The sequence below is a fragment of the Niabella terrae genome, assembly GCF_054783135.1.
In genome coordinates this window covers 57,813-83,146 of the sequence record NZ_BAAGRD010000042.1, presented here as the reverse complement: position 1 = coordinate 83,146, position 25,334 = coordinate 57,813, and the positions used below count along the sequence as shown (strand labels likewise).

The 25,334-nt window shown below is 47.7% G+C and carries 18 protein-coding genes; 7 read left to right on the top strand and 11 right to left on the bottom strand.

Annotated elements, in window-relative coordinates; translation table 11 throughout:
* Window positions 1-39: 39 nt before the first annotated feature.
* The 6 genes from ACYVI9_RS18270 to ACYVI9_RS18245 form a co-directional block, all read right to left on the bottom strand.
* Window positions 40-1,224 carry a glycoside hydrolase family 130 protein gene (locus ACYVI9_RS18270; RefSeq protein ID WP_460767651.1) on the bottom strand — a complete coding sequence of 395 codons (1,185 nt, stop codon included), beginning with the start codon at window positions 1,222-1,224 and terminating at the stop codon, window positions 40-42.
* A 12-nt stretch (window positions 1,225-1,236) separates the two neighbouring features.
* On the bottom strand, window positions 1,237-2,670 hold the full coding sequence (locus ACYVI9_RS18265) for an MFS transporter (RefSeq protein WP_460767648.1): 1,434 nt from the start codon (window positions 2,668-2,670) through the stop codon (window positions 1,237-1,239).
* 71 nt (window positions 2,671-2,741) lie between these two features.
* Window positions 2,742-4,583 (bottom strand): IPT/TIG domain-containing protein, encoded by a 1,842-nt coding sequence (locus ACYVI9_RS18260; RefSeq protein ID WP_460767645.1) that lies wholly within the window; start codon window positions 4,581-4,583, stop codon window positions 2,742-2,744.
* A gap of 20 nt (window positions 4,584-4,603) precedes the next feature.
* Window positions 4,604-5,749 (bottom strand): glycan-binding surface protein, encoded by a 1,146-nt coding sequence (locus tag ACYVI9_RS18255; protein ID WP_460767642.1) that lies wholly within the window; start codon window positions 5,747-5,749, stop codon window positions 4,604-4,606.
* A gap of 37 nt (window positions 5,750-5,786) precedes the next feature.
* Window positions 5,787-7,472 carry a RagB/SusD family nutrient uptake outer membrane protein gene (locus ACYVI9_RS18250; protein ID WP_460767639.1) on the bottom strand — a complete coding sequence of 562 codons (1,686 nt, stop codon included), beginning with the start codon at window positions 7,470-7,472 and terminating at the stop codon, window positions 5,787-5,789.
* Window positions 7,473-7,482: 10 nt separating this feature from the next.
* The gene (locus ACYVI9_RS18245) at window positions 7,483-10,686 is read right to left on the bottom strand and encodes a SusC/RagA family TonB-linked outer membrane protein (RefSeq protein WP_460767636.1); all 3,204 of its coding nucleotides are present in this window, start codon (window positions 10,684-10,686) and stop codon (window positions 7,483-7,485) included.
* Between the two features lie 236 nt (window positions 10,687-10,922).
* Here ACYVI9_RS18245 and ACYVI9_RS18240 point away from each other — a divergent pair, with 236 nt between their 5' ends.
* From ACYVI9_RS18240 to ACYVI9_RS18215, 6 genes are all read left to right on the top strand, one after another.
* The gene (locus ACYVI9_RS18240) at window positions 10,923-11,801 is read left to right on the top strand and encodes an AraC family transcriptional regulator (protein ID WP_460767634.1); all 879 of its coding nucleotides are present in this window, start codon (window positions 10,923-10,925) and stop codon (window positions 11,799-11,801) included.
* Window positions 11,802-11,896: 95 nt separating this feature from the next.
* Window positions 11,897-12,505: a MiaE family protein gene (locus tag ACYVI9_RS18235; protein ID WP_460767631.1), complete on the top strand. Its 609-nt coding sequence runs from the start codon at window positions 11,897-11,899 to the stop codon at window positions 12,503-12,505.
* 235 nt (window positions 12,506-12,740) lie between these two features.
* Window positions 12,741-13,979 carry an ROK family protein gene (locus tag ACYVI9_RS18230; protein ID WP_460767629.1) on the top strand — a complete coding sequence of 413 codons (1,239 nt, stop codon included), beginning with the start codon at window positions 12,741-12,743 and terminating at the stop codon, window positions 13,977-13,979.
* Between the two features lie 59 nt (window positions 13,980-14,038).
* A complete protein-coding gene (locus tag ACYVI9_RS18225; RefSeq protein ID WP_460767627.1) occupies window positions 14,039-17,353 on the top strand; it encodes a SusC/RagA family TonB-linked outer membrane protein in 3,315 nt (1,104 codons plus the stop codon).
* 92 nt (window positions 17,354-17,445) lie between these two features.
* Entirely contained in the window at window positions 17,446-19,014 is a 1,569-nt protein-coding gene (locus ACYVI9_RS18220) for a SusD/RagB family nutrient-binding outer membrane lipoprotein (protein ID WP_460767624.1), read from the top strand.
* Window positions 19,015-19,168: 154 nt separating this feature from the next.
* The gene (locus ACYVI9_RS18215; RefSeq protein ID WP_460767621.1) at window positions 19,169-20,587 is read left to right on the top strand and encodes an alpha-L-fucosidase; all 1,419 of its coding nucleotides are present in this window, start codon (window positions 19,169-19,171) and stop codon (window positions 20,585-20,587) included.
* A gap of 46 nt (window positions 20,588-20,633) precedes the next feature.
* Here the strand turns inward: ACYVI9_RS18215 and ACYVI9_RS18210 are convergent, their stop codons facing one another.
* From ACYVI9_RS18210 to ACYVI9_RS18190, 5 genes are all read right to left on the bottom strand, one after another.
* Window positions 20,634-21,254 carry a DNA-3-methyladenine glycosylase family protein gene (locus tag ACYVI9_RS18210; RefSeq protein WP_460767618.1) on the bottom strand — a complete coding sequence of 207 codons (621 nt, stop codon included), beginning with the start codon at window positions 21,252-21,254 and terminating at the stop codon, window positions 20,634-20,636.
* A gap of 61 nt (window positions 21,255-21,315) precedes the next feature.
* Window positions 21,316-21,876, bottom strand: coding sequence for an NUDIX hydrolase (locus tag ACYVI9_RS18205; RefSeq protein WP_460767615.1), 561 nt, complete (start codon window positions 21,874-21,876; stop codon window positions 21,316-21,318).
* An 88-nt stretch (window positions 21,877-21,964) separates the two neighbouring features.
* Window positions 21,965-22,492, bottom strand: a complete 528-nt coding sequence (locus tag ACYVI9_RS18200; RefSeq protein ID WP_460767613.1) for a YfiT family bacillithiol transferase — start codon at window positions 22,490-22,492, stop codon at window positions 21,965-21,967.
* Window positions 22,493-22,494: 2 nt separating this feature from the next.
* A complete protein-coding gene (locus ACYVI9_RS18195) occupies window positions 22,495-22,932 on the bottom strand; it encodes an FKBP-type peptidyl-prolyl cis-trans isomerase (protein WP_460767610.1) in 438 nt (145 codons plus the stop codon).
* Between the two features lie 108 nt (window positions 22,933-23,040).
* On the bottom strand, window positions 23,041-23,802 hold the full coding sequence (locus ACYVI9_RS18190; protein WP_460767607.1) for an ABC transporter ATP-binding protein: 762 nt from the start codon (window positions 23,800-23,802) through the stop codon (window positions 23,041-23,043).
* 240 nt (window positions 23,803-24,042) lie between these two features.
* Here ACYVI9_RS18190 and ACYVI9_RS18185 point away from each other — a divergent pair, with 240 nt between their 5' ends.
* Window positions 24,043-25,329 (top strand): aspartate kinase, encoded by a 1,287-nt coding sequence (locus ACYVI9_RS18185; RefSeq protein ID WP_460767604.1) that lies wholly within the window; start codon window positions 24,043-24,045, stop codon window positions 25,327-25,329.
* Window positions 25,330-25,334: the final 5 nt, after the last annotated feature.

The following is a 25,334-nucleotide window of genomic DNA, read 5'->3' as shown; positions in this document are numbered from 1 at the left end:
GAGCGGTTTTTAGCCGGCTACTGCCGCGCCGGCAGGGAATCAGTTTCGCTGCAGCAGCAGCTCGTTCTGCTGAATTACCTGCTGGACAGTCAATACTGTATTAAGGGAATTAAAGCCGTCCTCAGGGGTATGCATAACATAATCTACCAGTCGGTCAATGGTAGAGGTAGCCACATGCATTCGGGTATCCGAAGACGCATAATAGATAAATACTTTTCCGTCATCATCAGCAATCCAGCCGTTATTGAAAACAACATTGGGCACATCCCCCACCCGCTCCTCGCCTTCCGGAGCCAGAAAATAACCTGCGGGCTTATGGATGATCCTGCTGATATCTTCGAGATCGGTCATAAACATATACAGCACATAACGAAGACCTGCCGCCGTGTTCCGAACCCCATGGGCCAGATTAAGCCAGCCCCGGGTCGTTTTGATCGGCGCCGGTCCCATACCATTCTTCAATTCCGCGATCGTGTGATACCTGCGTGGGTCGATCACGGTTTCAGCATGAATTACTGCGTGTTCGATATCCTCCGCAAATCCCAGACCAATACCTCCACCACTGCCGGCTTCAATAAAGCCATCCTGGGGCCGGGTATAAAATGCGTATTTCCCCTTAACGAACTCGGGATGCAGTACGACATTGCGCTGCTGAGGTGAAGGGGTAATCAGATCATCCAGCCGTTCCCAGCTTTTCATATCTGTAGTGCGCACAATGCCACATTGGGCAATCGCAGAAGACTGGTCGTCATCCGGCACATCCGGATCCTTCCGTTCGGTACAAAACAGACCATAAATATAGCCGTCCTCATGTCGCACCAGACGGATATCGTAAATATTCGTATCGGGAATACTGGTTTCGGGTATCAGTACCGGATGGTCCCGGAAACGAAACCCGTCAATTCCATTATCACTCTCTGCAATGGCAAAAAAGGACTTCCGGTTAACGGCTTCCACCCGGGCCATGACCAGGTATTTATCCTGCCACTTGATGGCACCGGCATTCAGTACGGCGTTGATACCCATCCTTTCCATCAGATGGGGATTGGACTGTTCGTTCAGATCGTATTTCCAGAACAGTGGTGCGTGCGCGGCAGTAAGAATCGGATACCGGTACCGCTCATAAATGCCGTTCCCCGGCGCACAGATGACATTCCTCCGATTCACCAACGCTTCATAGGCTGCTGTTAAGGCCTCCCTGCGTGCTTCAAAAGCCGTATTCATACTTTTAATATTTTATACTGTATTGTTTAATTTTTGCGCCCTTTTACGTTCCAGCGATGCGGTAATTTCCCGGACTTTTTCATCTGAAAGCGGGTAGAACATCATTCCGATAAAGGCGAGCAGACAACATCCGGCCGGCAGGAGACTCATCATAATTTTTTCGCCGAAGAGGGTGTTTGCCGTTTGATGTAGGGCATCGGGCTGGTACTGAAATATGGCCAGGAGCCATCCGCTTAATGCGGCACCGAGTGCCCAGCCCAATTTCTGGGACATGGAAGAAGAAGAGAAAATCAAACCCGTCGCCCTTCTGCCTGTCTGCAATTCCTGGTGGTCTACAATATCAGCAAACATGGACCAGAGCAACGGTAATACATAGCCTGCAAAAACAGAAATAAGAAATTGCAGTAAAAAAATCATTACCAGACTATCCGTAACCAGATAAAATAAAACACTGAAAGCCCCTGCCATCAGTACAGCGATCATATAGGTTTTCTTTTTTCCGTACCGCGAAGAAATTGCAGGCGCAGCCATCACGCCGATCAGGTTGGCAGCCTGGCCAATAAGAAAATAAATCGTCGTGAGATCCCAGCCGGTGCCCGGCATTCTGTACGAAGCCTGTAAATAATCCCGGAAATAATAAATCGCCACACTGTCCCGAATAGCATTAAACAGCAAAGCCGCCAGCCCGGTGGCGACCAGGATCCACCAGGGTCTGTTTTGCAGCAGCTTTCTTAAATCTTCTTTCACCGAAGGGCGGTTTTCCGTTTCGATCTGAACGACTCTTTCCCGGGTCCATCGGAAGCAGGCCAGAAACAGCAGTACACAGAGTAGTCCGATCACACCAACGGCCATGGTCCAGGCGATCGCGGAAGTACTGACCGTCGTTTCGGCAGCGTTCCCTTTTAATTCCGTTGCATCGAAACGGCCTGCAAAAAAATCAATCAGCGGCTGCAGCAACATAAAAGTCACGAAGCTGCCTATGAAAGCGAAGGACATTCGATAGGAAGACAATTGATTGCGCTGACCCGGATCCGATGAAATTACGCCCAACAGTGAAGCATAAGGCACATTGATCAGGGAATAAACAATCATCATCAATGAATAAGTAATATAGGCATATACAAGTTTGCCGTCCTGACTGAAGTCGGGGACAAAGAAAGTAAACACCCCCATTAAAGCAAAAGGCAGGGCAAACCAGAGCAGGTAGGGCCGGTATTTGCCCCAACGGGACTGTGTCCGGTCCGCCGCAATACCCACAAATACATCGAATACAGAATCCCAGAGCCGGGCAATCAAAAACATGGTTCCTGCTGCAGCTGCTGTTATGCCGAAAACATCGGTGTAGAAAAACAGGGAATACATGCCAAAAATCTTCCAAAACATGGAGGACGCGGCATCTCCCAGCCCATAGCCTATTTTTTCTTTCAGACCAATTGATTGCGCCATAACTTATCAGAGCCAGTGCGTTGTTCCTGCTGCGGCATTATTTTTAATTATACTACTGTTTTTCTTCCGGATTAATTAAATCCGATTTCATCCAGGTAAATGGTAAAGTTCCCGTCCATCTGCTGGAAGGAAAGTTCCTTGATACCCGTCGCTGTTGCCGCCCTGGAAAATGCGGAAAGCGGCAATGCCACATCATGCCATTTGCCCGCCTCACCAAACGTATAGGCATAGGTGTTGGCATTCCCATCGCCATCGGAAGGCAGGTAAGGATCAATCATGCGGATGGAGACTCTCTTGCCAACGGCTTCCGGTGTCACATAGACCGAAAATTTCAAAACCGTTAAACTGCCAAAATCCAGTGAACCGCCGCCAAGCTGCAGGGCGGCACCCCAGGCGTCCCCGTTGACAACTTTAATAGATTTATTACCGATACGCACCGGGCTTTCATTGGCCAGGTCGACACTATTGCCATTGCCCCAGCCGCCCCAGGCGCCAAAACCATTTACCAGATTTTCGTTATAAATATAATGGCTGATCTGGGGAGGAGGCGCCGCACCGGCAACTTCCAGCACCATCGCGGAACTGGTCGTAACGCTGGCATTTTTAATACCCAGTCCGACCTTACCATTGGCCGTTCCCGCAGGTACCGTCACCGTAATGCTGGTAGCAGACTGACTGATAAAACTGGTAACCGGCGCCACGTTTTCCAGGTTGACCGAGCTTACCAGATCCAGGTGGGTACCGGTGATGGTCAGGTTGTTCAATGGTGTCACCGGATTGGGCGACAGCAGGGTAATGACCGGAATAATCAGTTCCAGGTCCGTCGCCGATGGCGCAGTGACGCCTGAAGCAACGGCTAATTGCAGGGGACCGGATTTGGCGCCCGCCGGCACTTTAACCACCAGCTGTGTAGCCGACTGACTCACGAAACTGGTCACCGCTGCCGGGTCGTTTGTAAAATATACGGCGCTGACCAGATCCAGGTCAGTTCCGGTAATCGTAATATTCTCACCATGTTTTACGGCTGCGGGTGCGATACTTACCGCCTGCGGTAAAATGATTCCCAGTTCTGTCGTGGAAACAGTCTGTACGCCGGAAGCTACGCCCATGGTAAGGGGTCCTTTGATCGCCCCGCCCGGTACCTTTACTTTCAGTGCTGTAGCAGCCTGACTGATAAAACTGGTCACGGGTAATTCCACACCGGTAAAAAACAGCTGGGTCACCAAATCCAGGTTGCTGCCATTCAGCGTTATTTCGGCATCATGACGTGCGGCAACCGGATCCAGGCTGCTGATTTCCGGCAGGCTGACGGTAAGTACCTGCTCGGTCTCAAAATCACCGGCTTCCGTACCGCTGTACTGAATAAGCAGTGAACCGGTCCGGGCATCCAGGGGTACCTGTAGTACCAACTCATCAAAGGATTGCTGTTCAAATTCGGTTACCGGTTTATTCTCCGCAAAAGTAACCGCAGTCACCCAGTTCAGAAAACTGCCTTTGATGGTTACGGAACTGCCCGGCCTTGCTTCCGCTGTCAGGGAACTGACCGTGGCACCGATACCCATATCAAACATGGATTTGGATTGTATATCCCCCTGGGAAGTTTTAAGGATGACGCGTCCACGCTGTGCCATCTGTGGCACCACCAGCGTGATCAGTTCCGCGGACTGACTACTGAATGCACCCTGCTCTACTGTGGCGTTTTCGCCCGCAAAAACAATGGCAGATACCTGGTCCAGATGCTGTCCGATGAAACGGATCTCTTCGCCCGGCTGTACGCCCGTGGGTCCGAAACTCAACAGAACGGGTTGGGAACTTGTCGCATCGGATTCATCTTTGGAACAGGCCGGAGCCAGTAAGATGAATGCGATCATACTACAGATCAGGGCGAGGACCGGCTTTTTAATAAAATACATAAGCGTTAGTTTTGGTTTATTTATTCGGCCAGCCGGGGTACAACCCGGAAATTATCAAAACAGATATCAGCATCCCAGGCACCTGCCGCATTGCCCACCAACAGGCGCGTCCAGTAACCATCAGCGCTGACTACCGGTTTGGGATTATAGGAATCAAAAACTTCTGTCAGCGGTATTACGACTGTCTGCCAGGCACCTTTGGTATCATAGGGCGCCGGCCAGATATAACCCTGATTCTGTTCCGCAGTAAGCCCCACATTGATTTTAATGGCATTGCCGTTATATGGTGTCAGGGTGTTTACTTCAAATTTAAGCAGGTAATTTTCAGGATGCAGAATCGCTTCATCGGGAATATTCTTGCTGTGAACCGGCATGGAAGATGCCGGCCCTCCGGCCAGTTCTGTCCAGCTCCAGGCTGCTACCGCCTTTTTCAGGTGAATATAATTACCACTGATCAATGGAGGTTCGCCACTACCCGGGCTGGAAACCACCAGCGAGCCGTTCCACCATCCTTCATAGGGATCGCTGCTGATGAACAGGTTTCTGTTATCCCTGAACCAGAAATCAGAAACCGTCTCTCCGAAATTGGTCTTGATGGTAACCGGCCCGGGCTGCGCACCGGCCGGTACAATGACTTTAACCATCTCATCCGCTATATCTGTTACTTCGGCAGTCGCACCCCCGTTAAAAGTCACCGTAAGCGGCGCATAAAAATAATTGCCGTTGATAGTGGCCATATCGCCTTCATTCACAAACTCGCAGAGCATGCCACTAATGGCAGGAGCGCTGATGGCGACTTCAAAATCATATAATAGTTCCGAACCATTTTTAAATACAATTCGGATCTTATTGGTGATGTCCACCGGTACCAGACTGGGTACGGAAGTCAGAATAGAGGTCGCGGTAATATAGGTGGGTGTGATGACGGTCGCCCGGTCATTGAACCAGACTTCAATAGCGTCCTGCAGGTTCTCCCCTATGATCGCCACCAGCTGCCCCTGAGCAGCCGCCGCCAGCAGTGAATCAGAAGCCGCAGGATCGGTAATCCTGACATAACTGATGCGGGGTTGTGCATTACCGCTGTCGTCTTTTTCGCAGGAAATCAGAAAAGCCGTGGCCATCAGGAGGACCGCCGCTACCAGCAATAATTTATAAATTTTATGCATAGTCTTTCAATTTCTTTTTTAACAATAAAACTTCGCGTTACGGATAGTCTACCGCAGGCTTCTTCAAATTAGGCGCCTGACTGAGTTCAGTATTGGGAATCGGCATATAAAAATTTCCACTACCCACCACCGCTGCTCTTTCTGAAAACCAGCTGGTTTTCGTAATGGTCCATTCGGTGGGATTGGGCATGATATCCGGCTGAACAAAGAAAAGTCCGCGATCCTGGGCGTTGATGATATCATACGCTTTCTGGGGATTCCAGTATTGGAGGCTGACCAGATCATACCAGCTCATCCCCTCCATGGCAAATTCCTTAAATCGTTCACTGAACAGTTCATCCAGGGTCAATGGGCCACGGGCGCCCTCCCCGGTAACTTCATAGGGCGGCAGCCCGGCGCGGGTATGCACCGCGTTGAAATAATCAATAGCAGTAGGATCCGTTGTGGAACCATTGTTGCCAATGGTGGCCTCCACATAAATCAGGTACATTTCCGCAAGCCTTTGCATATAGGTATTCTGCGGATAGTTCTGCTGCGCCGAAAGTCCATCCAGCGTATTATTACCCACCAGATATTTTTTAATATTGGCAGCATTATAATCTGTGCCGCTCATGGGAAAAACATAAGTTGATCCGTCGTCCACCTTTATACCCGGATACGCAAATCCCGGTAACAGAAAGCTGGCTTTCAGCCGTTGGTCGAGCGTGCGGCCTTTCAACGTACCTCCGGTAGTAAGGTTAAACCCATCGTATTGACTGAGCAGCCACCAGCTGGCACTGTACCCGCCGCCCCAGGCGTTCAGGGCCAGATCGGTACTCGGACTGATCTGATCGATCACACTGTTCCCCAGTCCGTAGGTGCCGGTCCCACCCGTAAATACCCATTGCAGTTCAAACAATGATTCCTCATTATTATCATAAGGGTAGGTAAATAAATCTTCGTAGTGATCCAGCAGTTTTCTGCCGCTTTGGCTAATGACCCTTTGCGCATAATATTTGGCACTATCCAGAAAACCCTGATTGCGGCTGCCACCACTGGACTCTACACCCGCCCGGGTAAGATAGAAGCGGGCCAGCATACCTTCCGCCGACCATTTGGTAAGCCTTCCGGGATTGTTGACCGTTGTGGGCAGGTCCTCGGCGGCTGCTTTCATTTCCCGGGTGATAAAGCGCCATACACTGGGAATGGTATTACGGCTGATGGTCGTGTCATATAATTTCTCAAAATTGTTCTCGATAATGGGAACCGCCCCCCAGTTCATGACCAGGTAACGATAAGCCAGGGCCCTCATGTACCGGGCTTCTGCAATGGTTTGTCTTTTAACCGCATCGGAGAGTTCTTCCCCACCGTACCTTTCTATATTATATAAAAACAGATTGGCCTGGGCCACGACGGTAAAAAAAGCGTTCCAGGAGGCTGTCACATGGCCATTATCTCCTGTTGCCGTAAAAAGCACATGCGCCCTGAAATCTCCGCCCCAGGGGTAAAATACCGTCCCGCCGCGGATATCCCCGATTGAGAAACTGGCTTTATCATTATAGCTGAACCATACTTTTGAATAAAGCAAACTGGTCGCTGCCAGTGCCTGTTCATCTGTCTTATAAAAATTTGCATCGGTAATGGAACTCAATGGTGGTTGTTCCAGAAAACTTTTCTTACAGGCAGGCAGCACGATGACCAGCAAGAAACCCAGCGCAGCAACCAATTTAATTCTATTTTTCATTTGAGCAGTTTTAGAAATTAACACTTATTGAGGCATTATACATGGGTGTCAGCGGATAGCGTCCAAAATCCAGGCCGATGGCCTGATTGGTGGCACTTGCTCCCGCACCTGTATAAGCACCCACCTCGGGATCGTACCCCTTATACTTCGTAAACGTGACCAGATTTTGCATGCCCACACCCAGTCGCAGTCCCTTGATCACTTTGGTGCGATCCAGGAATTTAGCCGGGAAATTATAGGACAGCGTAATGTTCTTGATCCTCAGATAGGAGCCGTCTTCCACAAATCGGGAAGAGACCACCGACTGATTGTTTTCGCTGGCAACACCTGAAGTAGTAATCCGTGGAATATCCGTTCCCGGATTCTCGAGCACCGGGTTGGCCGCATCATCGCTGAGTCGGGCATAATTCATCATTTCGGTAAGAAAGTTGCGACTCAGGTTGACATTATTGGGATTGAGGCTGAGTTGCCGGATGGCATTATAGATTTCGTTTCCGTAAACCCCGGTTACCAGGATGCTTAATTCCAGTTGTTTGTAACTGAAACTATTCGTAAAACCACCACTCAGTTTGGGCCAGGGATTACCAATATCTGTCTGGTCATCCACGGTTATCACACCATCACCATTGATGTCCTTGTGTTTGACATCCCCTACCCAGATACCGTTATTGGAATTTTCGGCCGGCCGGCGGTCACCGTTACCGTCAACCGGTACCGCACTGTTATTGATATCCGCTACAGACTGGTACAAACCATCGGAGATATAACCCCGGAACATCCAGGGCTGTTGGTCGATTGATGCCCGCTGTACCCAGGGAAAAGTATAACCAAAAATCCAGTCTGAACGGCGGTCAATAAATGCACTTTCTGTATTGAGCGTCGTCACTACGGTTTTAAAATGAGACAGGTTCAGGTTGCTTTCCCAGCGAAAATCATTTTTCTGCACCGGAATGGCATTGAAAGTAATATTCCAGCCCTTGGTCTTCAGCGAGCCGGTATTCACCAGCGGCGCACCAACCGCTCCCACTGCATCATTAATCCCCATATAGTTGGGCAGGCTGGCCTGCATGATCAGGTTATCGGTGTTTTTCACATAATAATCTGCTTCAATGGTGAGGCGGTTTTTCCAGAATCCGATATTGATCCCGATATTATTGGTATTGGTTTCCTCCCATTGCAGGGCAGGGTTGGTAAAGGTAGATGGCAGGAATCCGGTGCCCCATTCTGTCGCACCCGGCGACATAGAAGCATAGATTCCCGAACCTGTACCCTGGTTACCGGTTAATCCGGTTTCCAGCCGGAGTTTCAGTTCACTGATAAAAGGCAGCTGGAAGAATTTCTCCTGGCTGATCCGCCATGCAGCAGATACAGAAGGGAAGCTCCCCCATCTTTTATCCTGACCAAAATAGGGTGATCCATCCCTACGGAAAGTTCCTACCAGGATATAACGGTTGTCAAAGTTATAATTCAGACGACCCAGATAGGATTCCTGTGCCCAGGGATAGGTACCGCCCCCATTGGTTGCACTGAGCGGGTCACCCGCTTCCAGATCAAATACATCATTGGTCAGAAAGCCGGTCCGGGTAGCCGAAATTACTTTGTACCGGGATTCCTGGGCTTCATGGCTGACCATCAGCCCCAGGTTATGCCGGCCAATCTGGCGGTTGTATTCGGCCAGTTGATTCCAGTTCCAGTACCAGCTGGAAAAAGTACGTTCCGTAAGCGAATTGGTTTCTCTTAAATGCCATTGATCCAGTTCATAATCGGGGGTATAGTACATGGCCAGTCCACTTCCCAGACTACCATTGAAGGAACTGCGCAGGGTCAGCCCCTTAAAAGGTTTGATCGCCAGGTTCAACCCGCCCAGAAACTGTCTTTTCATATTTTTATTCGAGATCAGGTTGGCGATGGCGATCGGATTGACCGGTGCGAACTGGCCCTGTCCATTGATCGGATCACTACCGCCCCAGCTGCCATCCAGGTTCCTGACCGGTATCTGTGGCGTCAGCCGCAGCGCGTTCGCAATCAGCGGATCCGAGGCACTGTAGTTCGTAGCGGTCAGCACTTCATTGGTCTGGTTAAAATTAAAATTGGCCCCCAGATCCAGCCATTTGCGCGGCTTGTTGTCCAGGTTGATCCGGAATCCGTACCGGTCAAAACCGGAACCTTCCGCTACGCCATCCTGATCCATATATTCTGCAGACATATAATAAGTAGTCGCATTACTACCACCACTGACGCTCAGCTGGTGTTTGTTCATACCCGCTACCCGAAAGAGTTCGCTTTGCCAGTCGGTGCCTTCGCCCAGAATCGAAGGATCCAGAAAGTTTTCCGGTATGTTTTGTGGCGTACCAAGCACATACTGGTAATCGTTCACCATCTGGGCGTACTGGCGCAGGTTCATCACATCCAGGTGTTGGGGTGGCCTTTGGGAATTATGCTGGTAGGCATAATTAATCTTAAAGTCACCCGCCCGGCCTCGTTTGGTCGTTATGATAATTACACCGTTGGTTGCCCGGGAGCCATAAATAGCCGTGGCGGAAGGCCCTTGCAGGATCTGCATGTCTTCGATATCAGCGGGGTTGAATCCCGATAGAGGATTGGATGAACTCTGGTCTCCATAGGAAACATCTTCCGTCGACTGGATCTGAATTCCGTCAATAACATACAGGGGCTGGGTCCGGTTCAATGAGCTGATCCCGCGGATATTCACCGAGAGCCCCCCGCCGGGTTGACCCGAATTCTGGGTCACATATACACCGGCTGCACGACCCTGCAGCGCCTGCTCCAGTGTAGTATTGACCGTTTTTTCAATGTCTTTGGCATCGACTGAAGTTTGGGCCGTGGTCAGATTGGACCTGCGGGCCGTACCGTATCCAACGACGACAACATCACCCAGTACATTGGCCGACCCGGCCATTGTTATGACCTGCAGCCCCGCTCCGGTCACTTCCACTTCCTTGGTAGGTAAGCCGACATAAGATACGACCAGGGTATGGCTTCCCTGGGGCAGGTTGATAACAAATGCACCCTTATCATCTGAACTGGTAAATATCTGGGTACCTTTTACCTGAATCGTGGCACCTGGCAAAGGCCCACCGTTCACATCATTTACAATGCCCGAAATCACTTTGGCGTCCTGTGCGTGAGTAAAAACAGCAGTAAGTAATCCCAGAATAAGCAGCCAGACATTGCGTCTTTTATTCCTGATCATATGGCAATTAAATTTTGATAAAATTACAAGATATTGCAATCGATTACCTAATACTTTTACTACAATTTATAATACATATTCTGCATATTTTTCAAACCCCATGTAAGCAATTATTATTATTTGATTGATTTTCAAATATATAAATATCAATTTGCCTGTATCCGGCAACTTGCACCCCCTGTGCGGATTAATACTATTACAACATAAAGATTATATAATTATCTATTTTTACAAATATGCTTCATAATATTCTCAGGGAGATTATACCACTCACGCCCAGTGATTGCTGCACCATTTTCAAAAGAAAGAAAACGGATTTTGATTTCCCTTTGCACAGCCATGAAGAATATGAACTGAACTTTATCCATAATGCGCCGGGCGCCCGCCGCATCATTGGCAATCATATTGGAGACACCGAAGCATTTGAACTGGTTTTGGTGGGACCCAACCTGCCACATGTATGGGAGACCCATCAATGTACGAGTGAATATATAACAGAGATTACCATTCAGTTTCCCAAAGACCTGCTGGATGAAAAATTTCTACGCCGCCACCAGATGAGCTTTATCCGCAAAATGCTGGAATTGTCTTCGCTCGGCATACTTTTTTCGCAGGAGACCGCCCGGGAACTCATGCCCCGGTTGGATGGTCTGGGACAGAAACAGGGCTTTGATTCTATACTGGAACTGCTGTCTATCCTGCATGATTTATCGACCTCCAGAAATCTCCGGTCACTTTCGGATGCGGGCTTCGCCAATGACTATACCTATACCAGCCGTCGGATCGAAAAGGTGGTGGACTATGTCAATAATAATTTCCATCGGAATATTTCCCTTAGTGATGCCGCCAAACTGGTTCATATGAATGACATGTCGTTCAGCCGTTTCTTCAAAGCACGTACCGGTATCAGCTTTATGGACAACCTTCTGGAATGTCGCATTGGAAATGCGACCCGGCTGCTGATCGATACCAGTCAGAGCGTTGCCGACATTGCCTATAACTGCGGCTTCAATAATATTTCAAATTTCAATCGTCTGTTTAAAAAACGTAAGGGATGTACGCCCATGAAATTCAGGGAAACCTATTTTTTCTATGGCAACCGGCGTTTTATCTGAGCCCTGAGGTCAACCAATCCCCTCCTCTGATCCGAATTCCCTTTCCCGGCCAGGGCCGGTGACCTGGAATGATGCGGATATCCTATTTTTGATCCATGGATTTATCGCCGGATACTAAAAACATTCTGGGCCTTCAATTGCCTACGGATCCCCGATGGGTGAACCTGGCCGAAATTTCACTGGAAGCCATCCTTACCGATCATGCTTACTGTGAACAGAAAGCCGCCACCAGTTGTATTTCACTGATTCAGAAATATAGTGACCGGGAAAAACTGGTAACAGAACTCGCGCCCATCGTCACCGAAGAATGGGGGCATTTCCGGCTGGTCCTGCAGGAACTCCATAAACGGAAACTGCGTCTGGGTAAACAGCGCAAGGACGCCTATGTCAATGCCCTGATCAGCTTTCAGACCAAAGGTGGCCATCCCGAAGAGCGCCTGCTGGATCAACTGCTGATGATGGCCATGATTGAGGCGCGCAGTTGTGAACGTTTCAAGCGACTCAGTGAAGGTTTGCAAGACCCTTACCTGGCCAAATTCTACCGGCGTTTTATGGAAAGCGAAGCCGGACATTATACCCTGTTCATCGAACTGGCTGAAACCTATCTTCCCAAAGACAAAGTCCGCCAACGCTGGGGCGCCTGGCTTGCACATGAGACTGAAATTATGGAAAGTCAGGAACTCAGGGGCGACCGCATTCACTGATCCGGATCCATTTTCCTGTTCTTATCCCGCCTCCGAAGCCGGCCCCATGCCCGGATTCCCAACCTGCTTCTCAGACATATATAAGCTGTCGGCCAAGTGCCGATCCCTCTTTTAGGTAAAAGCCGGGCCAAATGTTAATAAAATGTTTAGTAAATTTTTTAAGAAGTTTATTTTTTTATTATTAATTAGTCGTATGTTTATAATTAATTAGAAGAATTAAACCCAAATTTTACTAATGATTGCCGGAATACTATCCAAAAAACAGAAATTTTATCGGGAGATACTGAAGTATCTGTTTTTCAATAAGCAGCTCACTTGTGCTGATATCAGTAATCTGATCGGAAAAAGCATTCCACTCACCACACAATACCTCAATGAATTAATTGGGCTGAAATTGGTGGTAGAGAAGGGTTTTGCAGCTTCTACCGGTGGCAGAAGGCCCCAGACCTACAGCATAAAAACGGATTCGCTGTATATTATTTCTGTAGCCATGGATCAGTTGACGACCCGGGTCGCACTGATTTCCAGTGATAATACGGTAGTGGGAAGTATCGAGCAGTTTAGTCTGCCCCTGGCGGGCAATACCGGGACCGTTAACCTGCTGATTCAGTTGCTCCGGAAATTTATCCAGAAAACGAAGGTACCCCTTAACCAGTTGGTAGGTATCGGGATCGGGATGCCGGGTTTTGTGGATGCTGTAAAAGGGGTCAATCATACATTTTTGCCCGTGGAAAACGGGCAATCCCTGTCTGAAACCATACAACAGGCACTGGGCGTACCGGTACTTATTGATAATGATTCCAGTCTGATTGCATTGGCGGAATTAAAATGGGGCGCCGCCCGCTATCGCCAGCAGGTGATGGTAATCAATATTGGGTGGGGAATCGGTCTGGGTATTCTGGCCAATGGCAAATTATTCAGGGGGCATGACGGATTTGCCGGCGAATTGAGCCATATTCCGCTTTTTGAAAATAATAAATTATGTAGTTGCGGAAAATATGGTTGCCTGGAAACCGAGACATCCCTGATGGTCGTGGCACAGAATGTAATTGAGAAACTGAAAAAGGGCAAAAGACCGAGTTTACTCCAGAATCTGGATCCTGAACATATCGAAGATGCGGCCATAAAAATCATTGATGCAGCGCAGAAGGGCGATAAATTTTCCATTGAACAGATTTCGGCTGCGGCCTATAATATCGGTCGTGGGGTGGCGATACTGATCCACCTGTTAAATCCGGAACTCATTGTTATCAGTGGTATCGGGTCACTGGCGGGTAAGGTATGGATCGCTCCGATCCAGCAGGCGATTAACGAACATTGCATCCCGAAAATTGCGGAACATACTGAAATTAAAATTTCCACATTAGGTTATAAAGCAGAAATAATCGGCGCGGCTGCCCTGGTTATGGATCATTACGAAAAATTGCCAGTCAAATTAAACGAATCAAATATTCACGCCTCACAAATTGTATAATTCTCGAAAATCCACTTCTGAAATTTAAATCAAAATTTACTAAAACAAAAAGCACAAGTATGAAGAAAACAATGCAAAGAATACTGCTTCTTTGGTTTGCCAGCTGCATAGCGCTCCTCTCCTATGCCCAACAAAGAACAGTAACCGGTACTGTTACAGACGAGCAGGGCAATGGTCTGCCGAATGTATCACTTGTCGTTAAAGGCGCAACACAGGGAGGTGTTACTGATGAAAATGGTAAATTCTCGGTAACGGTGAACAGCAACGATGACATTCTTGAATTTAGTGCGGTGGGGTACAGCACCCAGTCTGTTAGTGTGGGTAGCAATCAGACATTAACAGTGGTTTTACTGAAATCCGGCGCCGAACTCGAAGGCGTAGTTGTTACCGCCCTGGGCGTAAAAAGACAACAACGCTCCCTGGGTTATGCCACTTCCACCGTTCCTGCGGGCGAGTTGATCAAAACCGCACCCACCAATTTTGCAGGCGCACTGTATGGTAAAGTACCAGGGTTACAGGTTTCTCAGGCGCCCGGCGGTTCTACTGCGGGGGTTGTTATGCAACTCCGGGGTGTTAACTCCATTAGTTTCAGTTCCACACCACTGATTGTACTGGATGGGATTCCTATCCGGGACGGCGCATTTAATAATGGTAATTACTGGGGCGATCAGCGTGTAAGAGGTAATGGCCTGGTCGATCTGAATCCCGAGGATATGGAATCCGTCACGGTCTTAAAAGGTGCAGCTGCCGCTGCCTTATACGGTTCAGAAGGTAAAAACGGCGTACTGCTGATCACTACCAAGAAAGCAAAAGGCAAGGGCTTCTCCGTAGATTTCAATGCGACTTATTTTCAGGATCAGGTAGCCTACCTGCCCCGCTTACAGAACGTAAGAGGTGGAGGGTTTCCGGTTCCCTATGAATTCTATGAATCAGATGAAAATGGCTTTGGACACTATACGCTGAATGGCACAGATTACAGGACAAGTGTACAGGCGGGTCTGAGTTTCGGGCCCAAATTTGACGGCCAGCCGATCCTGAGCTGGGATGGTCAGGTGCGCCCCTATTCTGCGCAGCCAGATCGTTATAAAAATCTCTTCCAGAAAGGGAACAATACAACCCAGAATATTGCCATCAGCAGTGGTACCGATAACGCGGATATTCGCTTTTCACTTACCCATCAGAATTTTGAAGGGGTTAGCAGAAACTCTCAGGATGAAAAGTTAAATGCCAACTTCAACAGTTCCATCCGCTTCAGCAAAAACTATTCGCTGGACATCATGATCAATTATATCAATCAGCATGTGCATAACCGGCCCTATATGATCGATCGGATGATCAATAATTTCACCGGTATGATGCCAAGCTTTGATAATGGCGACTGGTACTATGATAAATACAAAACCAGCCTGGGTTATAAATATGTAACAGGTGATAATCCCAGCCTGACGCCGGATGAAAACATCAGGATACCCAACTATCGCACCGATATCCTGGATTATGTTTGGAATATGATGTCTAACAATGTAGATGAATACAATAATCGATTGATATCCAGCATCACCAATAACCTGACTATCGCTAAGGGACTCTCCCTAAGAGGTCGTTTGGCAACGGATCTGACCTTCAATCGTACATTGAACAAATCGCTTTCTACCGTTCCCGTCCAATACAACCCTTCCGGGGAATATACGCAGGCGACGTTTAACTACAATATTCTCTATGGAGATTTATTACTGAGTTACGATACGAAACTGACCGATGATCTAAGCCTGAATGCCACCGCCGGATACACTGCCCGACAGGAGAAGGGTATGCGGACAAGTGTTGGCACTAACGGCGGTCTGGCTGTAGAAAATAAATTTGACCTCAGTGCTTCATATAATACGCCATATAATAGTTCTGGAGAGCAAACTTACCTGACTACGGATGCATTTCTGGGAACCGTAAATTTTGGCTATAAGGACTTTGCTTATCTGGAAGGAACGATCAGAAGAGACCGGACTTCCACCATGCACCCGGACAATAATGCTTTTGTCTACCCTTCCGTAAATGCCAGTTTGATTCTTTCTGAAATCTTCACATTGCCTCAGGCAATTGATTATGCCAAATTGAGGGCTTCCTGGGGAACAGTGGGAAGTTATCCAGGCGCTTATCTGGCCAACGTAGCCTACAACACCGGCAATCTTGGAATACAATTTCCAGATGGCAATCCGGTGCTTACCACTTCCACCATTACCAATCCTTACGGAAACGATAAAATCAGACCAGAAAGAAAGAAAACAGTGGAATTCGGTCTGGCGGTGGAAACCCTGAAAAGAAGGTTAAATTTCGATTTCAGCTATTATCATGACAATGTCTATGACCTGCTGATCAATTTATCCTTACCTCAGAGCATGGGTGCATCAACCATACTTTCCAATGTAGCGGAGCTATCCAACAACGGATTTGAAGTAGGTGTCAATGCTATTCCGGTCATGACCAATGATTTCCGTTGGAATCTTTCTATCAGTTATTACACTAACAAAAACAAAATCGTCAGCCTGGCAGACAATTCCAATGAACTGATTCATGCCGATTATGATGGAAATGCCTATCAGATCAAGTCAATTGTGGGCAAACCTGTAGGTGATATCTATGTCCATCCCATTCTGGTCAATGATGCGGGCGTGCCCATCGTTACTGAAGATGGTCTCTATCAGCAGGATCCCAACAAAATGGTTTCAGGAGGTAATAGCCAGGTGAAAGGTGCAGGGGGTATTCAAAATACATTCTCCTATAAAAACTTTGCCCTTTCCTTTAATACAGATTTTAAATATGGCGGCTATGTCATCCCAACCGGTTTGGCCTGGATGCACAGTCGTGGCATTACCGAGGAAAGCCTGCGGTATATGGATAACGGTCTTTCTTACTATCTTGATGAAAACTATAAAGGGATCGCTACCAGTGCCGCCACCGGCCCGAATGGTGAAACCGTCCTGCATGACGGGATGTTAATGGAAGGCGTTACCGCCGACGGCAACCCCAATACCAATATTGTTTCACAGGCTTATTATTACTATGCCACTTACCAATGGGGTGGCCCACAATATACGCCTACGGCGCTGTACAACTTATTTGTAAAGAAAAACAACTACATTAAAATGCGGGAGATTTCACTGGCTTATACACTGCCTACAAAAGTTTCCCAAAAAATATGGGCCAAGAGATTAACCGTATCCGTATTCGCCAGGAACCCCTTCTATTTCTACAGATCGATTAAGGATATGGACGCAGAACAACTGACTACCGGCAATGTTTGGTATAACAATTTAAACAACGCCGGAAGCCAGCCTTCAACCAGAAGCTTTGGCGCCATGATAAGAGCAAATTTCTAATCCAAAAAATGAAATGAAAGGAGCCATAACAAAAATCGATGATCTGGATATGGCAAATTCCATCTGACAATAATCAATATAAAATCAGACAGATGAAAAAATTAATATTTGGTTTTGCGGTTGTCTTTCTGGGGCTTATTTCCTGCACCAAAGAACAGTTTGCAGACGATTATGTAAATCCCAAAACAGTCGCTACCACCACTATCGAAAAGCAGTTCTCCGGGGTTCTGGCAGCAGACCTGGACTACAAAATGTATAAATACTGGAATTACTTTGTAGTACTTCAAAACACGGCACTGCCCTGGTCACAAGCAACCGGTGTCATTAACTCACAGGGGCGTTACGTTCCCGGAGCAGCAGCCATCACAGATCGCTGGGGTAATTTTTACAATTTCCTGGCGCAATACAAGGAGTTCCTGAATGTTTATAATAAGACTACGCCGGAGGAACAGAGTGCAAAAAGGATATATTATATCCTGGCAACCATCCACTTTTATGATCGCACCCAGAAAGTCGTCGACCTCCATGGTGCCATTCCCTGGTCAGAAGCGGGCTTGTTGAGCACCAATGTCGGGAATGTACAGGCTTCTTATGCCAAATATGATCCGGCGGACGAAATCTATACCAAAATGCTGGACGACTTAAAAGGGTTCGCCGATGAACTGAACAGTATAGATGTATCCAGTACAGTTCTGACGACACTGAAATCACAGGACTTTATCAATACCGGCGATCTTTCGCTATGGAAAAAGTATTGTAATTCACTGCGGGTGCGGCTTTTGATGCGTGCATCCGGTGTCGCTGCTTTTCAATCCAGAGCGGCTTCAGAGATCGGTTCTATTGTCGGCAACGCTTCGAGTTACCCACTGGTTAGTTCCAACGCAGACAAAATCGCCATTGAAGTCTATAGTTCAAGTTCAGGAATAAACAATGGTACCGGCACGGGGTTAGATGCAGACCTGTATAAAGGACTGATTGGCTGGGGTGGCGGTGATATCCCCAGTAAAAAAATGATCGACTTAATGAAGTCAACTACTGACCCCCGTTTGAGTTTCATGTTCCAGCCGGGCACGAATGCGGGTGGAAATTATGCGGGTCTGGATCCTACACTTTCGTCAAATACACAAACTGACCTGTCAAATGGCGGAACACTTTCCCGCTACAACTTTGCGAATATCAGCCAGAATATCGGTTTGGCGGCTGTTCTAATCAATGCAGCAGAAACCTATTTTTATCTGGCGGAATATTACCTGAATAACGGCGCAGACGGATCGGCGAAAACCGCCTATGAAAATGGTGTAAAAAACTCTATTGGGTATTATTTTCAACTGGCTGATGAAACGCCCTCCAATAGTACCCTGACAACTTACCTGGGTAAACCGGGTGTGGCCTGGAGCGGATCGGCTGCCAACAAGCTGAACCTGATTGCTACCCAGAAATGGATCAATTACAGTGTGCTCCAGCCCCTGGAAAACTGGGCAGAAATCAGGCGCCTGAAACTTCCGGCACTTACTTTCCTGGAGGACAACTCAAATGCACAGAAGTTACCGCCCAACCGCTGGTTGTATCCCACAAATGAACAAACATACAATCCGGACAATTATGCCGCGGTAAAAGACCAGGATAATATCACCACCAAGATATTCTGGGATGTAAACTGATCAGGCAATTATTGATTTTCTTATGATTCAAAGCCGGCTTACCACCGGCTTTGAATTTTTGAATAAGTTTTTATTCGAATAAAAGACCCTTTCATTTCACCTGGTTCAAATTATAGCTGAACTTTAATTCAAAAAAAATTAAATACGCAAACGGATGAAATACCTGTTTTTACTGTTTTTTGCAGCTGCAGGCCTTGGACTTCAGGCACAGCCGAATGTCCACCCTGTCTCACAGCAATACCAGTGGCCAAAGGACAGCCTGGTACGTCAGAAATTGGACCAGTGGCAGGACCAGAAGTTTGGCATGATCATCCATTGGGGTCTCTACGCGGTTCCGGGTATTATCGAATCCTGGTCGCTTTGTTCAGAAGACTGGATCACCCGGGACAGCAATTCCAATTACGGGGACTATAAGAAATGGTACTGGGGACTGAAAGACCGGTTCAATCCGGTAAATTTTGATCCTGATCAGTGGGCCACAGCTGCCAGTAACGCGGGCATGAAATACCTGGTATTCACCACCAAACACCATGACGGATTTTGTATGTTCGATACCCGTCAGACCGATTTTAAAATTACCAACGGGCCTTTTGCAGGATCGCCAAAAGCCAATGTGGCCAAATACGTGTTCGAAGCTTTCCGGAAGAAAGGGATGATGATTGGCGCGTATTTTTCCAAACCGGACTGGCATAGTGAAAATTACTGGTGGCCTGTGTATGCAACGCCCAACCGGAATAATAATTACGATATCCGAAAATTTCCCTGGCGCTGGGAGCAATTCAAACAATATACCTTTAACCAGATTCAGGAGCTGATGCAGGACTATGGTGCTATGGACATACTCTGGCTGGATGGCGGCTGGGTACGCCCCCGCGAATCAGTCAATGAGGAAGTGCTGAGTTGGGGAGCGCCAATCCCCGAATGGAGTCAGGATATCGATATGCCAAAGATTGCGGCCATGGCCCGAAAGGAACAACCCGGGCTTTTGATCGTCGACCGGACTGTGCACGGCCCTTTTGAAAATTACCAGACCCCGGAACAACGGGTTCCCGATCATAAAATAGACCACCCCTGGGAGAGTTGTATGACATTGGGCTCGGACTGGGGATATGTACCCCGTCAAAAATTTAAATCCACGGCAACGGTAATCAGTAATCTGATTCAGATCGTTGCCAAGGGAGGCAGCCTGCTGTTGGGCGTAGGCCCTCGTCCAGACGGCACCCTGCCATCAGAAGTTCTGCAACGGCTGGACAGCATCGGCCATTGGATGGATCGCAATGGGGCGGCAATTTATAATACCCGAACCACGGCTATTTATCAGGATGGGAATGTTTATTTTACAAAATCCAAAGACGGCAAGACCTGCTTTGCCCTGGTTCCGTTGACAACCGGTCAAACCATACCCGCTACGATTAGCTGGTCGGGCAATCTACCCGAAAAGGGCAGCCGGATCACCCTGCTGCAAACCGGTCAAAAACTCAAATGGAACCTCCGCGATGGTAAAGTGCAGGTTCAGGTCCCCCGGGGAATAAAAACAGCGGCGCTGGCACTAGCTTTCCAACCTGCCCACTGAACAGTAAATTCTGTAAGGGATGAATTGACCGGAACCGGACCATAACTCAGGTTTTTGAAACCGGTACCAGGGGACTGTCCAGGTACTCCCATAAATACCGGCAGGCATAAGTACGATAGGGCTTCCAGTCATTCGAAATTTCAATAATTTTCTGCGTCAGCTCTTTTGTGTTTGTATATTCAATATCGTAAAGCCGGATCATGGCTTTCTGCAGGCCCAGATCTCCCGCAGAAAAAACGTCCTGGCGGGCGAGGGTAAACATCAGAATCATTTCGACCGTCCACTGCCCCACCCCTTTGATACGGGTTAACAATGTGAGCAATTCCTCGTTGCTCATCCGATTCAACCTGGCATCGGTGAGCTTGTTTTCCAGAAAGAAATGGCAGACATTCTTAATGTAAACGGCTTTGGAATTCGACAGACCGATACTGCGTAAAACTTCGTGATCCAGGGCCAGGATATCAGCCGGCTTCGGGTTCTTCTTTTTTAAAACGGTCAGAAACCGGTCATAAATAACAGCCGCTACTTTGGTGCTTAATTGTTGAGAGATAATGGAGGCACAAAGTCGCAGGCAAACATTTTTGCGGGGTTCGAGCTTGTAGAATCCCTGTTGACGCATCAGCAACTTCAGGACTTTGTCTTTCTTAAAATGGTTACGGTAGGGCAAGGTATTTCATTTTGGGGTTTCTTCGAAAGGACCAATTGGCTTCGAGCAATAAGACCAGGTCTTAAACTTTAAGCAATCCCAGCTCCATCAATGCATAGGTCATACAGGTCACATGCATAGACTGGATAAAGGTATTGCTTCGGAATAACTGCAGGAATTCCTCCATTGAAAACAGGGCGATTTCAATCTCTTCATTAGGATCCAGATCCTGTTCGGCGGTTTTCCGGCCGCCTTTTCCCAGAAACATATGCATCCAGTTGCTGTTGGTAGATGGGTTGGCACAGGTTTTTCCCAGATAGATCATATCCTGGAAGCTATAGCCTGTCTCTTCCTGCAACTCCCTTCGTATCGCTGTTTCCAGATCAGGATCTTCCTCATCCACGCATCCGCCGGGTATCTCCCAGCAGGTAGCACCGATCGCATGACGGTATTGCCGCTCCAGTATTACCTGTCCTTCTTCCGTCATAGCAAAACAAGTCACCCAGGTAGGAAAATCATAAACATAGTAGGGGTCGACGATTTTCCCTTTGGGCGTTTCACAACGCTCCTGGCGAACTTTAAACCAGAGTTCATCGAATAACAATTTCGAATCCAGCGTCTTCCAATTCATATCTGTTGCCATAGTAATCCGTCATTTCAAGTAGTCAGTTTCCGGCCAGGAATTCCATGCATTATCATTAAACCTGTCCGGTCATCATCCGATCATTTCCTTACCAGCCACGAGCCGCACGCAGGCCGTTGATCTGGGCGACATGATGACGGCCATGCCAGGAATAAGACTGCAGCAGATACCAGAGGCTCAGTTCCTGCTGAGATCCGGGATGATATACACTACGCTCCCAGTCGGCAGTTTTCAAATCCCTGATGGCGGCGAACCAGCGGTGGTGAAGCGCATAAAGCAAGGTAACTGAAATATTTACCGGCAATTCTTTCACGTCTTCCAACTCCGCCCATAGTTTTTCCTCGTAAGGTTTTATTTCAGGCAGGTCCTCAGTCATTGCGAGCTTAAACCGAATATAGGCATTCATATGGCTGTCGGCAATATGATGTACCAACTGGTGCACGGTCCAGCCGCCTTCCCGGTACGGCGTATGAAGCTGTGCTTCATCCAGGTTATTGAGTGCGGCTTCCAATGTATTGGGCAAAAACCGGATATCTCCCAATGCCTGCAACTTGAGGTCCTCGTTATAATCCTGAGCTTCCAGTTTGCCGATGGGGTACTGATTGAAGATTTCCATTTTTAACGATTGACTTTAATGAGTTCTACTTCGAACATCAATGTGGCGCCTCCCGGTATATCGGAACCAGCGCCCCGGTCACCATAAGCCAGATCAGAGGGAATCCACAGCCGCCAGTGACTGCCTTCTTTCATCAGCGGGATGGTTTGCTGCCAACCGGAAATCAGTTGGGTCAACCTGGCGGTAAAGGGTTGATTGCGCTCAAAGGAGCTGTCAAAGACTTTCCCATTTAACAAGGCACCCTTATAATGGGCCGTAATGGAATCCGTCGCCGCCGGCTGCAGGCCGGTTCCATCTTTAAGAATTTCATACTGTATGCCGGAAGCCAATTCCAGAATGCCTTCTTTGGATTTGTTGGCTGCCAGAAAATCACGGCCTTCCTGTTTCTGTTGGTCAATTTTTGCATTCATAGCGGCTCTTAATTTTATCTGTAAATTCATATTTGAGGAATGAGAATATATCCAATTCGGAATATATTATTTGAACTAAAAAACAAGTTAAACATATTTATATGCTAATAATCAGCATATAATGAAATTAAATTTAAGTCAGGCATCACGCAACATCTTTCCGGTCAGGTGAATGAAAACATCCTCAAGATTGGCTTTCTTTACTTCCCGGGGACGCTCAAAACCGGAATCCACCAGGTTATCAATCAATTGATCGGGTGTATCCATCGCGACGATATTTCCGGAGTCAATTATTGCGATCCGGTCGCAGAGGTATTCGGCTTCGTCCATATAATGGGTCGTAATGATGATGGTTGTACCCTGCTGATTGATCATTTTTATCAATTCCCAGAGGTTCCTTCTGGCCTGGGGGTCGAGTCCCGTCGTTGGTTCATCCAGAAAAATGACTTTGGGTCGGTTGATCAGCGTGGTAGCTACGGAGAATCTTTGCTTTTGCCCGCCACTCAGGTCCTTGTACAGGGCTTTCGCTTTTTCCTCCAGATTCACCGATTTCAGCAATTCCATCCCATCTACTTCGCGGTTATACAAGCCTGAAAACAAATCGATAAGCTGCAATAGGTTCAGTCCGGGATAATAGCTGCTGGATTGAAGCTGGACCCCTATAATGCGCTTAATGGCATCGGGCTCCCGGTCGAGATCGAAACCCCCAACTGAGATACGCCCCCCCGTCTTTTTACGAAGGGTTTCAATAATTTCCAGGGTCGTCGATTTTCCGGCGCCATTTGGGCCCAGAAGTCCGAATATCTCATTTTCGTACACTTCAAATGAAATCCCCTTTACCGCATTGAAATCCCCGTAGTTCTTTACCAATTGATCTACCGAAATAATTGTATCCCTCATGCGCTAAAGCTACAATTTAGTTTTAATAAATCAGATAGTTTAAGCCATAAGTCGCTGCGTCGGTCCGACGAATCCCCCTAAAATGCCATGATTTATTTCGGTAACTTTTTCCTCCCGGATTATATAGTATGATGTCAAAAGTAAAAAGCGCGCCTGATTCAAGCTGAAATCCGGGCTTATATACCATAGGTGAGGGCAATTAACCACAAACCACGACATTTGCAGTTCAAAAAAAAGGCGATGATCAAGGTATTTAAATTTGGGGGCGCATCTGTCAATAGTGTGGAACGAATCAAAGCGGCTGCGCTGATCCTGGAATCCTACCGAGGCACACCCCTGCTGCTCGTGATTTCTGCGATGGGCAAAACGACCAATGCACTGGAAAAAGTCGCTTCCGCTTTTTATAACCGGCAAAAACAAGAAGCCCTGGACCTGTTTGAAGAAGTTAAAAAACAGCACCTGACAACGGCCAAATACCTGCTGGTTACACGATACCTTGCTTGTGAATCCCAACTCCGGGATTTTTTTACCGAAGTCGAATGGTTATTACATGATGAACCCGTTCGGGAATATGATTACTACTACGATCAGATCGTATGCTGCGGCGAGCTCCTGTCGACGGCCATCATCAGTCATTTCCTGAATGAAACCGGTATTTCCAATCAGTGGATGGATGTCAGGGACCTCCTGCGTACGGATGACAATTTCAGGGACGCCAATGTGGATCTTACCATCAGTTCAGAAGCAGTAACCGAGCAGGTGAAACCCCTGCTGTCGACCGGTGGACTCGTGATTACTCAGGGCTTTATTGGTGCCACCGATGAAAATGAGAGCACCACACTGGGCCGTGAAGGGAGTGATTATACAGCCGCCTTATTTGCCCAGTTACTGGCTGCCGAAAGTCTGACCATCTGGAAAGACGTACCGAGTGTAATGAACGCCGACCCAAGACAGATTCCAGACGCCCAACCGATTGCAGAACTCAATTATAACGAGGTGATTGAGATGGCCTATTATGGGGCCCAGGTGATCCACCCCAAGACCGTCAAACCCCTGCAAAACAGTAATATTCCCTTATACGTAAAATGTTTTCTGGACCCACAACTAGCCGGCACGATAATACATAATAGCAAAGTAAAAGATCTGCCGCCCATCATCGTTTTAAAGCAGGATCAGGTGATGATCGAACTCAGATCAAAAGATTTTTCTTTTATAGGAGAGCATCATACCGAAACCCTCTATGAAATTTTTGAGCAGCTATATATCCGCCCCACCCTCACACAGAATGGGGCCATCAGCATCATTTATGCATTTGACCATTGGCCGGAAAAAATTAGCCGATTTGCCTCAGCTGCTTCAGTTTATTTTGATGTTACTGTGACACCAGGTCTCAACCTGCTCACCATTCACCATTATAATGAAGCCGCAATTCAGCAGTATGCCAACGCAAAAGATTTTCTGGTAAGACAGCAGACAGCAACTACACTGCGGCTACTGTTCCGGGAAACGAACGGGGTAGATATGTGATTTAT